Source organism: Paracoccus mangrovi (assembly GCF_042648425.1).
Classification (GTDB): domain Bacteria; phylum Pseudomonadota; class Alphaproteobacteria; order Rhodobacterales; family Rhodobacteraceae; genus Paracoccus; species Paracoccus mangrovi.
The window spans coordinates 24,587-39,639 of the sequence record NZ_JBHRXJ010000004.1; the positions used below are offsets into that span (position 1 = coordinate 24,587).

At 65.6% G+C, this 15,053-nt stretch carries 17 protein-coding genes; 2 read left to right on the top strand and 15 right to left on the bottom strand.

Features of this window, described 5'->3' with window-relative positions:
* Positions 1-83: 83 nt before the first annotated feature.
* From ACFOMH_RS06870 to ACFOMH_RS06890, 5 genes are all read right to left on the bottom strand, one after another.
* Complete coding sequence (locus ACFOMH_RS06870) at positions 84-998, bottom strand: LysR substrate-binding domain-containing protein (protein WP_374426245.1); 915 nt, start codon at positions 996-998, stop codon at positions 84-86.
* A 267-nt stretch (positions 999-1,265) separates the two neighbouring features.
* Positions 1,266-2,588, bottom strand: a complete 1,323-nt coding sequence (locus tag ACFOMH_RS06875; protein WP_374426242.1) for a sensor histidine kinase — start codon at positions 2,586-2,588, stop codon at positions 1,266-1,268.
* Positions 2,585-3,256 carry a winged helix-turn-helix domain-containing protein gene (locus tag ACFOMH_RS06880; RefSeq protein WP_374426239.1) on the bottom strand — a complete coding sequence of 224 codons (672 nt, stop codon included), beginning with the start codon at positions 3,254-3,256 and terminating at the stop codon, positions 2,585-2,587. Before ACFOMH_RS06880 ends, ACFOMH_RS06875 begins: the two co-directional genes overlap by 4 nt.
* A gap of 55 nt (positions 3,257-3,311) precedes the next feature.
* A complete protein-coding gene (locus tag ACFOMH_RS06885) occupies positions 3,312-3,875 on the bottom strand; it encodes a PepSY domain-containing protein (protein ID WP_377743478.1) in 564 nt (187 codons plus the stop codon).
* Positions 3,876-4,029: 154 nt separating this feature from the next.
* A complete protein-coding gene (locus ACFOMH_RS06890; RefSeq protein ID WP_377743480.1) occupies positions 4,030-4,245 on the bottom strand; it encodes a hypothetical protein in 216 nt (71 codons plus the stop codon).
* Between the two features lie 155 nt (positions 4,246-4,400).
* On the opposite strand from ACFOMH_RS06890, the gene ACFOMH_RS06895 reads away from it, so the two are divergent.
* A complete protein-coding gene (locus ACFOMH_RS06895) occupies positions 4,401-5,108 on the top strand; it encodes a DUF1003 domain-containing protein (RefSeq protein ID WP_377743482.1) in 708 nt (235 codons plus the stop codon).
* An 85-nt stretch (positions 5,109-5,193) separates the two neighbouring features.
* Complete coding sequence (locus ACFOMH_RS06900) at positions 5,194-6,006, top strand: COG4705 family protein (protein ID WP_377743484.1); 813 nt, start codon at positions 5,194-5,196, stop codon at positions 6,004-6,006.
* Between the two features lie 114 nt (positions 6,007-6,120).
* Here ACFOMH_RS06900 and ACFOMH_RS06905 read toward each other — a convergent pair whose 3' ends face one another.
* From ACFOMH_RS06905 to ACFOMH_RS06950, 10 genes are read right to left on the bottom strand one after another with little or no spacing between them, the layout of a single operon-like run.
* Entirely contained in the window at positions 6,121-6,972 is an 852-nt protein-coding gene (locus ACFOMH_RS06905; protein ID WP_374426230.1) for a fumarylacetoacetate hydrolase family protein, read from the bottom strand.
* Positions 6,973-6,995: 23 nt separating this feature from the next.
* Positions 6,996-7,733: an SDR family oxidoreductase gene (locus ACFOMH_RS06910; protein ID WP_377743486.1), complete on the bottom strand. Its 738-nt coding sequence runs from the start codon at positions 7,731-7,733 to the stop codon at positions 6,996-6,998.
* 27 nt (positions 7,734-7,760) lie between these two features.
* Positions 7,761-8,948 carry a UxaA family hydrolase gene (locus ACFOMH_RS06915; RefSeq protein ID WP_374426226.1) on the bottom strand — a complete coding sequence of 396 codons (1,188 nt, stop codon included), beginning with the start codon at positions 8,946-8,948 and terminating at the stop codon, positions 7,761-7,763.
* Positions 8,945-9,271, bottom strand: coding sequence for a UxaA family hydrolase (locus tag ACFOMH_RS06920; protein ID WP_374426224.1), 327 nt, complete (start codon positions 9,269-9,271; stop codon positions 8,945-8,947). Before ACFOMH_RS06920 ends, ACFOMH_RS06915 begins: the two co-directional genes overlap by 4 nt.
* Complete coding sequence (locus ACFOMH_RS06925) at positions 9,258-10,358, bottom strand: enolase C-terminal domain-like protein (RefSeq protein WP_377743488.1); 1,101 nt, start codon at positions 10,356-10,358, stop codon at positions 9,258-9,260. Before ACFOMH_RS06925 ends, ACFOMH_RS06920 begins: the two co-directional genes overlap by 14 nt.
* Before the next feature lie 3 nt (positions 10,359-10,361).
* Positions 10,362-11,012: an RraA family protein gene (locus ACFOMH_RS06930; RefSeq protein WP_377743489.1), complete on the bottom strand. Its 651-nt coding sequence runs from the start codon at positions 11,010-11,012 to the stop codon at positions 10,362-10,364.
* A 20-nt stretch (positions 11,013-11,032) separates the two neighbouring features.
* Positions 11,033-12,142: a mandelate racemase/muconate lactonizing enzyme family protein gene (locus ACFOMH_RS06935; RefSeq protein WP_377743490.1), complete on the bottom strand. Its 1,110-nt coding sequence runs from the start codon at positions 12,140-12,142 to the stop codon at positions 11,033-11,035.
* Complete coding sequence (locus ACFOMH_RS06940; RefSeq protein ID WP_377743492.1) at positions 12,142-13,305, bottom strand: CaiB/BaiF CoA transferase family protein; 1,164 nt, start codon at positions 13,303-13,305, stop codon at positions 12,142-12,144. Before ACFOMH_RS06940 ends, ACFOMH_RS06935 begins: the two co-directional genes overlap by 1 nt.
* Positions 13,302-14,438: an ABC transporter substrate-binding protein gene (locus ACFOMH_RS06945; protein WP_377743494.1), complete on the bottom strand. Its 1,137-nt coding sequence runs from the start codon at positions 14,436-14,438 to the stop codon at positions 13,302-13,304. Before ACFOMH_RS06945 ends, ACFOMH_RS06940 begins: the two co-directional genes overlap by 4 nt.
* Positions 14,431-15,024, bottom strand: coding sequence for a MaoC family dehydratase (locus ACFOMH_RS06950; RefSeq protein WP_374426212.1), 594 nt, complete (start codon positions 15,022-15,024; stop codon positions 14,431-14,433). The genes ACFOMH_RS06945 and ACFOMH_RS06950 overlap by 8 nt, the downstream gene beginning before the upstream one ends.
* Positions 15,025-15,053 lie beyond the last annotated feature (29 nt).

Here is a 15,053-nt window from a genome sequence, read left to right on the forward strand (position 1 = left end):
TCCGACCGGGCCAATTCCTCCGCCCACGGTCAAAGCCAGATTGGCCCGGATCCGAAGAAAAGAAGAATTACCTTTTCTTTTTTTTAATTTAGAAAATCTATGGAATTTGCGGGGCTGTCCGCGCGCCATTGCGCCGCCTCTTCGCGCAGCCATTCGATCAGCCGCATCACCCGGTGCCGCCGCAGATTCGAGCGCGGGCAGACCAGCCATTGCGTCGCCAGTTCCAGCTTTGGCGTTCTGGCCACGGGCATGACCAACTGGCCCGAGCGCAGTTCCGCCTCCATCATCAGCTCGCTTTCCAGCGCGACACCCAGACCCAGCGTCGCCGCATCCACCGCCATATGTGAGCGGTCAAAGGACAGTGTGGAATTGCCGGGCGGGGGCGGCAGAGCCTGGGCCTCGGTCCAGGCGCTCCACTGGACCTGGGCCTTGACCGAACGGATCATCGGCAGGTTCAGCACCGCCGCCGGGTCCAGCAACCCGCCCCTGACCAGCTGTGGGGCACAGACGGGCAGAAAGCGTTCCTCGACAAGGGGTTCGGTGTAAAGCCCCGGCCAGCCGCCAAGACCGTGGCGGATTTCCAGATCGACATTGTCGCGGTTGAAATCGACCGGCTCGTTGCTGCCATCGATGCGGATATTCGTTTCGGGCATGGCTTGCAGGAATCGCCCCAGCCGGGGCAACAGCCATTTGGTCGAGATGGTCGGCGTGGTGCGGATCACCAGATTTGCCACCTGTCGCGTGCCGCGCATCAGCTCGGTCGCGCGCATGACGCCTTCGATCTTGTCCGAGATCAGTTCGAAATACCGTTCGCCCGCCTCGGTTAGCCGGATGTTGCGGCCATTGCGCGCAACAAGCGTCGTGCCGATCCGTTCCTCAAGCGCCTTGATCTGTTGGCTGACCGCCGAAGGGGTAACGCTGAGCTGTTCGGCGGCCTGCGCGATCGAGTTGAGGCGGGCGACCTGATAGAAAACGGCGATGGCGCGGAAGGGTGGCAAGGGAACGGATCCATGCTGGCTCGGGCCGGGGGCATTCCCGGGGATAAGCCCTCTTTGGCGCGATGTCGACCGTTCCGGCCGCCGCCCCGGTTGCCGCCGCCCCGGTTGCCGGGGCACCGGATGCGGATGGGCTCGCATCGCGGGTCGTGGGTCGGGCAGGCGGGGCCTTGTTTCGTGCGGGGCATATCCTTTGGGCGCTCGACCGCCGGTTCCCTTCGCATTCGGGGCCGGCCCTGCGGATGGCGACCATCGCCGCGCCCCGCATCCTCAGCCGGTCATCCCCGGGAATGTGACGACCGCCCTTAGCCCCGGCGCGTTGTCTTGCAGGCTCAGCGTGCCGCCATGCAGTTTGACGATCACATCGACAAGCGCGAGGCCCAGCCCGCTGCCGGGCGTGGATCGGCTGCTTTCCAGCCGGTAAAGGCGGCGCAAGACGGCCTGATGCTCGCTTGCCGGGATGCCGGGGCCGCGGTCGGCGACGGTGATCGTGGCGCCGTCGATGGTCAGGGCGACGGGGCCGGGCGGGCTGTGGCGCAGGGCGTTTTCGATCAGATTGGCGATGACCTGACCCAAAAGCGTCCGCTCGCCGTTGATCGTGGCGGGGTGGCGCAGGCTCAGGGTCAGGCTGTGGCCGGTCTCTGTCGCGGCGGGTTCATAAAGCTCGGTCATGGTCTGGGCGAGCGGGCCAAGATCCACCGGCATGAAACGCGCGCGGGGGCTGCCGCCTTCGATCTGGGCGATCTGCAAAAGCGCCTGAAAGGTGGCGACGATGCCATGCGCCTCGGCGGCGGCGCGGTCCAGCACCTCGACCTCGGGCGCCTGATCGCGGGCCTGATCCAACAGCACCATCAGCCGCTGGATCGGGGTTTTCAGGTCATGGGCAATATCGGCCGAGACCTGCCGCAGCGCGGAAACCGACGCCTCCTGAGCCGCCGCCAGCCGGTCGATGCCGGCGCCGACACGGGTCAGGTCGTCGGGCGTGCCGGGCAATTCGGGCAGGCGCGCGCTCAGCTCGCCGGCGGACAGGCGTTCCAGCGTGTCCTCGATGGCGGCGATGCGCCGGGCCGAGCGAAAGGCAAAGATAAGCCCGCCCCCCAGAACCAGCAGCGCGGTCGGCAACAGGGTAAGGGTCAGCACCTGCAAGAACACCTCGCCCAGATCGTCAAAGGCATCGGCGTCCTGACCGGCGGTCAGGGTGCCGCCGGCGACCTTTTCGCGCATGAGAAAATAGTCGCCCTTGATGTCGTGATCGTGGTCATGCAGGGAAACCTTGGCCAGATCCTCGGCCGGCAGCGGGCCGAGATAATTGCCCACCGCCCCCTGCGGGCCATCATAGCGCAGGATCAGATGTTCGGCATCGGCCTGTTTCGCCGCGTTTCTGACCGCCCGGGCGATCTCTTCGGGCCGGTCCGAGGCGGAAAGCGCGTCGATCTGTTGTTGCAGCGTCGTTTCGGTCGCGTCGATCAGCGCGTTATTGGCCAGCCACCATGTCGCCCCAAAGGCCACCAGGCTGATCGCCACGAACAGCACCACCAGCCGCAGCGTCAGCCGCATCGGCGTGGTGCAAAGAACCTCGCGCCAGCGGTTCATGCGTCGATCCGATAGCCGGCGCCGCGCACGGTCTTGATCAGTTCGGTCGGAAAGGGCTTGTCGACCTTGGCCCGCAGCCGCGAGATATGGCTTTCGACCACATTGGTCTGGGGATCGAAGTTCAGATCCCACACCGCCTCAAGCAGCATGGTCCGGGTCTGTACCCGGCCCTTGCGCCGCAACAGGCATTCCAGCAGCGCGAATTCGCGCGGCAAAAGATCGATATCCAGGTCATTGCGCGTGACGGTCCGGCGGATCAGATCCATCTGAAGGTCGCCCGCCGACAGCGTCGATTCCGTGTCGCGCATCTGTGGCCGCCGGGCCAGCGCGTTGATGCGGGCCGACAATTCGCCAAAGGCAAAGGGCTTGACCAGATAGTCGTCGCCGCCGGCATTCAATCCCTCGATCCGGTCATCGACACCGCCAAGTGCGGTCAGAAAGATCGCGGGCGTCAGGTTCTTGGCCGCGCGCAGCGTGCGCACCAGCGACAAACCGTCCAGATCGGGCAGCAAACGGTCGACCACCAGCACGTCGAAATCACTGGTCTGCGCGGTGATCAGCCCGTCGCGGCCGTTGCGGCACAGCTCGGCGACATGGCCCTCTTGCCGCAGGCCTTGCTGGATATAGTCGCCGGTGGTCCGGTCGTCCTCGATCACCAGAATGCGCATCACGCCCCTTTCGTCTGGCCGGCCCCGGGCGGGGCCGGCGCGGTATCCCGCAGGATCAGCCGTTGTTTTCACCCGTCATGTTCTGGTCGTCCCGACCCTCGACAGCCGGCGTCAGCTTGCCATCGGCGGCGCCGAGGATAAAGTCATGAACCGTGCCGTCGGCCTTGAGGATCTCGACCTCGATGCCGCGGAACTTGCCGTCGTCATGTTCGGCCTCGATGGACATGACCTTGCCCGCGCCGGTCGCTGCGGCCTTGCTGGCCAGATCGGCCAGCGGCGCGCCCAGCATCTGGGGGGTGACGGCATCGTCGCGGTCGGATTTGTCCTTGGTGGAAACCACGTTGCCGGTGGCGGCGTCGATCCTGACCTCGGCATATTTGGTGCCGTTCACGGTCTCGACCTCCCAAAGGCCGGCCCCGTTCTCGTGATCGAACTCGGCGCTGACGGCCTTGCCGCCCGATGCGGTTTCGGCGGCCTTGATCCCGGCGATGACGTCATGCTGTGCCTTCTGGAATGCGGCGATCTCTGCCGTGTCATTGCTGTCGGCGAATGCCGCCCCGGTCAGGGCGCCGGCGGAAAGCGTGGTGGCGGCCAGAATGGTGATGATGGATTTTTTCATGTTCGTAATCTCCGTTTGGATCGCGGCGGCGTCTTGCCTGCCGATATGGGAAAGATGGACAGCCGCCCTGACAGAAAGATCGCGACAGGATTATCTCTGGGTAATGTTCGGGCGGCGGTGGAAAGGCCCGGTTTCATGGGCCGGGATGCGCAAGTCAGGCGGCGGGGGCGGGGCTGCCCTCGACGACGACCGCGGAATGGGGGATGTCGGGGGCGTCCTGCGCCGGGCGGGCGCTCAGCCGGGCGGCCAGTGCGATCACCAGCCCGATCACCAAGGCCGCCGTCGCCACCATCGCGCCCAGCCCCAGCGTGGCAAGCGCCGCAACCGCGACCAGCCCGGATGCCAGCACAGATTTGATCCGTTTCATCATGGTCTCCTTTTTCTTTCGACTGATGAACAGGTGGGGCGGCGGGATGACCCCCGGCTTGTTGAAAGATTACAATTCAGTAACTTTTGCCATGCCGGCCCGATCGGGCATATTCTGCCCCTGCCCGCCACGGGCGACCACATCGCAAGGGGCCCCGCATGACCACCGATCCCGACCGCGCGATATGCAGCGTCTGCCGCCAGGCATTCCCCATCAACAGGCTGAACAGCTGGTACGAGATCCGGCCCTCGATCTCGCGTCTGATTGCGGTCGATGTGCCGGGCTGGGACGCGACCTGCCATATCTGTCGCGACGATCTGATGGTCTATCGCCAGCGGCTTTTGAACGGGCTTCTGGCCGACGAAGAGGGCGAGCTGGGCGAGATGGAGGCCCGCGTCGCCACCGCGCTTGCAAAGGGCGAGCTGTTGACGCCCGACACGCTTGAGGAACCCGAAGCGTCGCGATTTGGCGAACGCATGGCCGACCGGGTCGCGAAATGGGGCGGCTCATGGGGGTTCATCTTTGCCTTTCTCGGCGTCATCGTCTTGTGGATGATCGTGAATACGGCCGGGCTTTTGCATCAGCCCTTCGATCCCTATCCCTATATCCTGCTGAATCTGGTGCTGTCCTGTCTGGCCGCGTTTCAGGCCCCGGTCATCATGATGAGCCAGCGCCGGCAAGAGGCAAAGGACCGTCAGCGTTCGCAGAACGACTATGTCGTCAACCTCAAGGCCGAAATCGAACTGCGTCAGCTGCACGAGAAAATGGACCATCAGATGGCCCATCAATGGCAGCGCCTGCTTGAGGTGCAGCAGATTCAGATCGACCTGCTCAAGGATCTGCGCCGTCAGGTTACGGAAAAATAACATACCCGCCAGATGGCGACGAACTTGCCGGTCGAAGCTTGCGCCATCGCGGCCGCATGGGCGGCGACAAGAGCGAGTTGGACATATGAAAAATCTCGATATGCGTGGAAACATTCCCGACATCGCGACGGATTTCACCCTGCGAAGCGCCTTCAACAAGGTGCCCGAGGTGACCGCCATTTTCTGGGCCATCAAGATCATGGCGACGACGGTCGGGGAAACGGGGGCCGATTACCTGATCTTTCAATGGGGGCTGGGTTTGCCGATGACCTCGGCGCTGATGGCGGTGGTGCTGGCCGGGATCTTGTGGCTGCAATTCCGTCAGGACCGATACCGGCCGTGGATCTATTGGCTGGCGGTGACGATGGTTTCGGTCGTGGGCACACTGATCACCGACAGCCTCGTCGACACCTATGGCGTGCCGCTGCCGGTGACGACGGCCGTCTTTGCCGTCGCGCTGATCGCGACCTTCGCGATCTGGTATGCGCGCGAACGTACATTGTCGATCCATGCTATCGACACACCCTCGCGCGAGGGGTTCTATTGGCTGGCCATCCTGTTCACCTTTGCGCTGGGCACAGCGGCGGGCGATCTGATGGCCGAGCGGCTGGGCCTTGGCTATCTGTCCTCGTCGCTGCTTTTCGGCGCGGGGATCGCGGTGGTCGCGGCGCTGTGGCGGCTGGACATCATTGGCCCGGTCACCGGCTTCTGGCTTGCCTATGTCCTGACGCGCCCGCTTGGCGCGAGCTTTGGCGATCTTTTGTCGCAGCCGGTGACGCATGGCGGGCTGGGGCTGGGTACGGTGGTGACAAGCTGGTTCTTCCTGGCCGCGATCCTGGTGCTGGTGGCCTATCTGGCGGTCAGCAGGATCGACCTTGAAACGTCGCGGCGGATATAGGGATGTCCCGTGCCGGTGGCCCTTGCCGCCGGCGCGGGCGGGCGCCTTTGGTTGGGGCATGTTGCCCGCGCCCCGCGCGCGACGCGCCCCGTCCCGGTGGACGGGGCCGTTTTGTCAGGGCGCCTGGTCAGCGATCACGTCCTGACGCTGCGCGCCCAGCCCGTCGATGCCCAGTTCGACCACGTCGCCGGCCCTGAGGTAACGCGGCGGCTTCATGCCCAGCCCGACGCCCGGCGGCGTCCCGGTCGAGATGATGTCGCCCGGATGCAGGGTCATGAACTGGCTCAGATAGCTGACCAGATGGCGGACCCCGTAAACCATGGTCCGGGTCGAGCCGTTCTGCATGGTTTCCCCGTTCACCTTCAACCACATGCCAAGGTTCTGGGGATCGGCGATTTCGTCGCGGGTGACCAGCCACGGGCCGGTCTGGCCGAAATTGTCGCAGCTTTTGCCCTTGGTCCACTGGCCCGAACGCTCGGTCTGAAAGGCGCGCTCGCTGACATCATTGGTCACCGCATAGCCCGCGACATGATCCATCGCATCGGCCTCGGACACATATTTGGCCTTGGTGCCGATGATCACGGCCAGCTCGACCTCCCAATCGGTCTTTTCGGAACCGCGCGGGATCACGATCGGATCGGTGGGGCCGCAGATGGCGCTGTTGGCTTTCATGAAGATCACCGGCTCGGGCGGCACGCTCATGCCGCTTTCGGCGGCGTGATCGGCATAGTTCAGACCGATACAGATGAACTTGGTCGTGCCCGCCACACAGGCGCCAAGCCGCGTATCCGCCGGCACCACCGGCAGGGTCAGGGGGTCAAGGCCGCGCAGCCGGGCAAGGCCCGCATCGCCGAGCACATCGCCGGAAATATCGGCGACCACGCCGCTGAGGTCGCGGATCGTGCCGTCGCTGGCCAGCATCCCGGGCTTTTCCGCGCCCCGTGCCCCATGTCGCAACAATTTCATGTCGTTTCCTCTTTCTGCCGGGTTCAGGTGTTGGACCAGCCGCCGTCGATCACATGGGCGATGCCGGTCGTATAGGCGGATTCGTCGCTGGCCAGATAGACGACCAGCGCCGCGATTTCCTCGGGGCGGCCGATGCGGCCGATGGGCTGGCGGGCGATGAAAGCGGCTTTCGCGGCCTCGTAATCGCCGGTCGCGCGCAGCCGGTCATGCAGCGACGGGCTTTCGACCGTGCCCGGGCAGATCGCGTTGGCGCGCACGCCCTTGGTCACGAAATCGGCGGCGATGGATTTGGTCAGCCCGATCACCCCGGCCTTGGTCGCGCCATAGGCAAAGCGGTTCGGCGCCGCGATCACCGAGGACGCGACCGAGGCCACGTTGATGATCGAGCCGCCGCCATTCGCGATCATGCCGGGCAGAAAGGCGCGGCACATGTGAAACATCGCCGTCATGTTCAGGCTGACCGAGAAATCCCAATCCGTGTCGCTGCATTCCAGAATCGTGCCGTTCGCCACCACGCCGGCACAGTTGAACAGAATGTCGGGGCCGGGCAGGGCCGCGACCATTTCGGCGATGCCGGCGGGGTCGCGCACATCCAGAAAGCGGGTTTCGATGCCTTCGCCCGCAAGATCGGCCAGCGCGTCGCGGTTGACGTCGGTGGCGATGACGCGCGCGCCCTCGGCCGCCATGGCCAGCGCGCTGGCACGCCCGATGCCCTGTGCCGCCGCCGTCACCAATGCGGTCTTGCCGTTCAGTCGTCCCATGGTTTTCCCCTTTTCATGTTCCCGCGATCACACCGGCAGGCAGGCCGGGCCGATCGGCTCAAAGCTTTTATAGGTCAGGATGAATTCCTGATGCCCCAGATCTTCCGAGCGGCTTTTCGCGCCCGAGGCGATGGCCAGCACCTTTTGATAGATCTCGTCGCCGACCTCGGCCAGCGTTGCCTCGCCCTCAAGGATGCGGCCGGCATTCACGTCCATGTCGTCGGCGAGGCGGCGATACATATGCGGGTTGGCGGCGATCTTGATGACCGGCGAAATGGCCGATCCCACGACCGAGCCGCGCCCGGTCACAAACAGCGTGACATGCGCGCCCGAAGCCATCATCTCGACAATCTCGGCATTGTCCGAGATGTTGGGAAAGCCAAAGCGCACCTCGCCGTCGGGCACCACATCCATAAGATATAGCCCGCCACGGGGCGGAATGTCGCCGGGTTTGATCAGCCCCGAAATGACCGATTGCCCGGATTTCATATAGGCGCCCAGCGATTTTTCCTCGATGGTGGACAGCCCCCCATCGGCATTGCCGGGCGCAAAGGACCCGTATCCCAGCGTGGCGTAATAGCGCGCGGCCTTTTCGACGCTGGCGCGCAGCTCGGCGGCCAGTTCGGGGGTGGCGGCGCGGGCCTCCATGATCGCCTCGCAGCCGATCAGCTCGCCGGTTTCCTCAAAGATGCAGGTCGCGCCCCCGGCGACCAGCCGGTCAAAGGCCAGACCCGCCGCCGGGTTGCCGGTGATGCCGCTGGTCCCGTCCGAGCCGCCGCAGACCGTGCCCACGACCAGCTCGTCCACGCGCATCGGCACCGTCGGCTGGGCGGCAAGACCGGCGATCTGTTGGGCGACCCAGTCGCGGCCCGAGGCGATGCTGGCCCGCGTGCCGCCATCGCTTTGAATGGTCAGCACCTTGACCGGGCGGCCGGTGTCGTGCACGACCTGTTCCAGCTGATAGCGGTTAAAGCTTTCGCAGCCCAGACTGACCAGCAGCACCGCGCCGACATTCGGATGGGTGCAGAGCCGTTCCATCACCCGCTGGGCGTAATCGTTCGGAAAACAGCCGGGAAAGCCGATGACATGCGCGCCTTCGGGATCGGTGCTTGCGATCTGCCGGGCGACGTGATGGGCGCATTCGACCAGATAGGCCACCGCCACGACATTGCGGATGCCCTTGCGTCCGTCCGATCTTTGCCAGCCGCGCATCATGATTTTTCCCCCGCATTGGCCCGCGCCGCCTCAAGCGTATGGGTCGCGGTGTAATCGCTTTTCAGGTTATGGGTATGGACGTGATCGCCCGGCGCGATCGGCGCGGAGGCCGAACCGATGGGCGCGCCGTATTTCAGCACCTTGTCGCCGGGCCGCAGGGCCGCGCGGGCGATCTTGTGGCCAAGGCCAAGGGCGGCGCTGATCGCCACCTTGCGGCCTTGTACCAGAATGGTTTCGCCCGCCGCGATCTGGTCGCGCAGGACATAGACGCTGTCGCCGGGCGACAGCAGCATCAGCCGCGGATCGGTGTCAGAGCGTGGCAAGGGTCGTCTCCTCTATCAGGTTCCAGTCCAGATCGATGCCAAGGCCCGGCGCCTCGGGCAGCCGAGCCACGCCGCCGCTGACCGGCAGGGGCCGGGCAAGGCCAAAGGCAAAGCGCTCCGTGGGCCAAAGCAGTTCGAACATGCCGCTATTGGGGATGGCGGCGGCGCAATGCAGGTTCACCAGCTCAAGCGGGTGGAAGATGGTCGAATGCAATTCGCAATTCATGTGAAACGCGTCCGCAAGCGCGGCGGTCCGCATCACGCCGGTGACGCCGCCCGACCAGCTGACATCGGCGCGCACCGCGTCCACGACCCGCGTCGCCACGCATTCGGCGACCGAATGCGGATGCTTGGCCAACACCTCGCAGCCGATGACGGGGATCTCCAGCTGTCGCGTCAGCTCGCGCAGCGCGGCGAAATTCTCGTCGGGCAGCGGCTCTTCCAGCCAGGCATAGCCCAGCCGTTCCAGCACGCGCCCCAGCCGCAGCGCCTGATCGAAGCTATAGGGCTGAACCGGGTCCGACATCAGGGTGAAATCCGGGCCGGTGGCCGCGCGCGCGGCTTCGTGGATGGCGATATCCTCGTCCAGATCGCGGCCCGGCGGATGGATCTTGTAGCCGCGCATCCCGGCGTCCCGGACGGCGCGGGCCTCGGCGGCATAGGCGTCGGGGCCGTCCAGCACCAGCGACGAGGCATAGGTGTCGATCCGGTCGCGATACCCACCCAGATAGCGCCAAAGCGGCTGTTCTGCCGCCTCGGCGGCCAAAAGCCACAGGCAACAATCGATCGGGCCATAGCTATAGATCGGCAGATGGTGCCACCAGCGATCCGCCCGCCGCCAGTCGCGCCAGATGCCTTCGCGTTCGCGCGCGTCGCGCCCGACGAGGAACGGCCTGAGCGAGGCCGCCGCCAGATGCCCCGACCCCAATGCCGAGCGCCCGGCAAAGCCGAACATCGAGGCCGAGCGCCCGCATTCGGTGCGCAGGGTATGGACCAGAAACTCAAGCCCCTCGACCGGCCCCTCGACAAGGCCGAGCGCCCCGCCATCGACCCGGCAGGCCCGGATATCCAGCGCCGCGATCCGCATGGCTCAGAACTTTCCGTGGCGCAGATAGGCTTCCTGCGGATCGACGCCTTCCAGAATGGCGGTGCGCACCAGATTTTCCTTGGCCATCGCGTCGACCGAGGCGGCGATCACCTCGTCCAGGATCTCGTTGGGGATCACCACCATGCCGTCGCGGTCGCCATGCAGCCAGTCGCCGGGATGGATCAGGCATTCGCCGATGATGATCGGCTGATTGACGGCGGTGGGCCGCCACATGCCAACCACGTCGCGGGGCGTGTGAAAGCTGCGCCAGCTGCGGAAACCCAGCTTCAGGATGAAATCCGCGTCCCGCAGGCCGCCATCCAGCACACAGCCCAGCACCCCCTTGCGATGCAGGGTTTCGGCGGACAATTCGCCCATCTGCGCGACCGTCTGGTTATGCGGCTGGCTGATCCAGACGTGACCTGCCGGGGCCCGCGACAAAAGCCCGGTCCAGTCGAGCAGCGTCTGATGCGGATCGGCGGTCTCGTCGATGCGGCCTTCGATGGTAAAGGCCGGCCCGGTCAGCACCCTTTCGGGTTGCAGGGGGGTGATATGGCTGGGCAGGGTAAAGTTGCGCCGGCCCATGGCGCGCATCACGTCATGGATGACGCTTGTATAGATGCCTTCAAGCGTGGCGATGCGGGGATCGGTCATGTCGGAACCTTTCTTGTCGGCTATGCGATTGTGGCGTGGCTGCCCTCGACCACCCGTGCGGCGATCGCGTCCCAGTCCCAGTCGATGCCCAGGCCCGGCGTCATCGGCGCATGGCCGCGCCCGCTTCGCAGGTCGAGCCGCGAGCTGGTGATGTCGTCAAGCTGGGGGATGTATTCCAGCATCCAGCCATTGGGGACGGCGGTCACAAGGCTGATATGCAGTTCCATCAGGAAATGCGGACAGACGGCGACGTTATGCGCCTCGGCCAGATGCGCGACCTTGAGCCATGGGGTGATGCCGCCGATGCGGGCCACGTCGACCTGGATGATATGGGCCGCGTCGCGGGTCAGGTAATCCTTGAACTGGCTCAGCGAATACAGGCTTTCGCCCACCGCGATCGGCACGGGCGAGCGGCTGGCCAGTTGCGCATGCGCGCCGATATCGTCGGCGGGCATCGGTTCTTCGAACCAGCCGATGCCGTGATCGGCCAGCATCTCGGCGCGCATCAGCGCCTGATGCAGGGTAAATCCCTGATTGGCATCGGTGAAAATGTGGAAATCGTCGCCCACCGCCGCGCGCACGGCGGCCAGCCGCGCCGAATCCTCGGCCAGATGCGGGCGGCCGATCTTGATCTTGGAGCCCGCGAAGCCCGCCTCTTTCATGCGCAGCGCGTCCTCGACCAGCGCGGCGGTGTCGATATGCAGCCAGCCGCCTTCGGTCGAATAGACCGCGACGCTGTTCTTGGCGCCGCCGGCCATGCGCCACAGCGGCAGGTCCGCGCGGCGGCAGCGCAGATCCCATAGCGCCGTGTCGATGGCCGCCAGCGAAAGCGAGGTGATCGCGCCCACCGCCGTCGCATGGGTGGAAAACATCAGGTCGCGCCAGATCGCCTCGATCTCTTCGGCCTTGCGACCGATCAGCCGCGGCAAAAGCGTGTCGCGCAAGAGCGAGATCACCGCCGGCCCGCCGGTGCCGATGGTATAGCAATAGCCGGTGCCCACCGCCCCATCGGCATCGGTAAGCCGCAGGATCGGGGTTTCCTGGCTGACAAAGGACTGGATCGCATCGGTGCGCCGCACCTTGGGCGCAAGATCGACCATCATCAGTTCCGCCTTGGAAATCCTTGCCATCACATGCCTCCTGTTGTTGCGGCGCGCGCCTTGTGCGGGCCGAATTCCTCGACGATGCGCGAGCGATCGGCGCCCAGTGCGGGCGCGCCAGTTCCCACGGCCAGCGGTGCGCCATCCAGCCGCAGCGGGCCGCGTACGGTTTTCAGCCCGCCCATCGGCCGGATCATGTCCAGCTGTCGGAACGCGGCGCGCTGCATCAGGCCGGGCCAGTCCAGCACCTCGGCGCACCAGATATCGGCGGGTTGCAGCACCGAAAGCCATTCGGCGGTGCTGCGCGCGGGCGTCGCCTGCGCGATCAGCGCCTTGATCGCGTCGCGGTCGCGGCGGGCGGCCGAGGGGTCGGTGGCATAGGGCGCCAGCGCCGGGATATTCATCAGATCCCCCAGCCCGGCCAGCGACGGCACCATGGCCAGCGCAAGCCAGCCGTCGCGCGTCGGATAGACGCCGTAAGGCGCGCCGATATAGGCATGCGCCCCGTTCACCGCCGCGCGTTCGGGCGGCTTGCCGCCATCGTTCAGATGCGTGGTCAGCACCTCGAACTGAAACGAGATCAGCGCCTCGATCAGCGAGGTTTCGACATGCGCGCCGGGCAGGCCGCGCCCGACGCCGACCAGCGCGGCCAGAATGCCCTGGGCCAGCGCCTCGCCCGCCAGAATATCGGCGACGGCCAGCCCCATCGGCATCGGCGGGTCATCGCGGCTGCCGCTCAGCCACATCAGCCCGGATCGCGCCTGCGCCAGAAGGTCCTGACCCGGCAGGTTCGCCCAATCGGTCGGCCCGAAACCCGAGATCGAGCCATAGACCAGGTTCGGGTTGATCCCGCGCACCTCGTCATGGCCAAGGCCCTGTCGCTCGATCACGCCGGGGCGGAAATTCTGGATCAGCACATCGGCGTCGCGGATGATGTCCATCAACAGGGCGCGGTCGGCGGGGTCGCGCAGATCGGCGGTCAGGCTTTCCTTGCCGCGATTGATGGCGTGAAACAGCGTGTTTTCGCCCGCCACCGGATCAGAGATATAGAGGCCCCGACAGGGATCGCCCGTGCCGGGGCGCTCGACCTTGATCACCCGCGCGCCCAGATCGGCCAGTTTCAACCCGGCAAATGGACCCGAGAGATATTGCGCGATCTCAAGAACGGTGATGCCTTCCAGCGGGCGTGTCATGCGCGGCTGTCCCGATAGGCGGCGTCCAGCGCATCCAGCGTTGCCGGGATCGAGGCCGCCCCGCGCAGACAGGCATGGACGATGTCGCCGGCGCGGTCCTGCAAGCCCATATAGCCGTCATAGCGCGGCCGCACCCATGACGTTTCCAGCGTCTCGCGGGTGTTTTTCATGAAATCGCGGCAGGCGGCGTTGCAGGCGGCGTCCTCCCACGCTGCGGCATGGCCGGGCTGGCCGCCGCTTTCGAAGAACAGCCCCTTTTGGCAATCCGCCCCGGCGATCCAGAACGCGTAATCGACGGCCACGTCGCGCGCCTTGCAGGCGGCGGAAACGGCGATGCCGGTGCCGCCCAGAACCGTGCCGCGCGGGCCATTGCCGCCAAAGCCCGGCGCATCGGCAAAGTTCAGCGGATGCGGGCAATAGCCGTCGCGGGAATAGTTGGTATAGCCATAGCCAAAGGGCGAATAGGCGGGGGCGTCGGCGTTGCGGCCCATCCATTCATAGATGCCGATCGGGTCCAGCGTCAGGCAGCGCGGATCCATCAGCGCGGCGATCTCGCGCATGCGTTCCAGCACCTCGGTGCCGGCGTCGCGGGCGATCAGGTGGCCGGGATCCTCGGCAATGGGAACCAGATTGTTCCGCGCCATGCCGAAAAAGGTCATCAGCGCGTTGATCGGGATGAGCGCAAAACCGACGCGGCCCCGGCGGGCCAGCTCAAGCACCTGATCCCAGCGTTTCGGCGCCGCCTCAAGCAGGTCGGGACGATAACAGGCGACGGGGGTGGCCGCATCGATGGCCAGACCCCATTGCCCGCCCTCGAAGGCATAAGAGGGGTGCGAGGCCCCGACCGATCGTGCCGCCAGCGCCGCCAGTTCCGCGTCGCGCCCCTCGGCCGCGAAATCGACCAGATGGCCGGCACGCGCCACCTCGCCGACATGGGGATGGTCGATCACCATCAGGTCGTATTCGCCGGCCATGTCGCCGATGGGCCGGTCGGCGAATGCCTGTAACGAGCGTTTTTCCCAGGTGATGCGGATTCCGGGATGGGCGGCCATATAGGCGGCCGAGGTGGCGACCATCGGGTCATGGCCGCGCGCATGGTCCCAGGTCATGCCGCGCAGGACGATCTCAGTCATTCGCTTCCTCATGTGCGGGGGATGTCGCGGCCGCCTTTTGGGCCAGCCGGGTTTCGGCCTCGACGCGGAACCGGCCGGGGTCGCGGTAAAGCGCGGTCATCAGATGTTCGGCGTAAAGAACCAGCGTCCCCTCGTCCTTATAGACGGAATAGCTGACGCGGACCTTGCCCTGTTTCAGGTCGTGGATGTCCTTGGACAGGTTTTCGCGGATCGTATAGATCGTGTCGCCGATAAAGACCGGCGCGATAAAGCGCAGCCGGTCATAGCCATAGGAAAACGAATTCAGGCAATTCGTTGCCGCAAGGCCAAGCCCATAGGAAAACACCATCGCACCGGCGACCAGCCGGCGCCCGAAGGCGCCTTCGCGTTCGGCAAAGGGCTGGTCGCTGACATAGGGGTGGTGATCCATCACCAGCGAGTTGAACAGCATCGCCTCGCCCTCGGAGATGGTGCGGCGGATCGAGCGGATCCTGTCGCCGGGGGTGAAATCCTCGAAATACCAGTTCTCGGCGTTCCAGACCGGGATTTCGGCATGCGCCTGTGGCAATCCCGGCAATCCCCGCGCATGTTTTCCGATTTCGGCCATGGTCTTGGCTCTCCTCTGTGGCGGCGGGG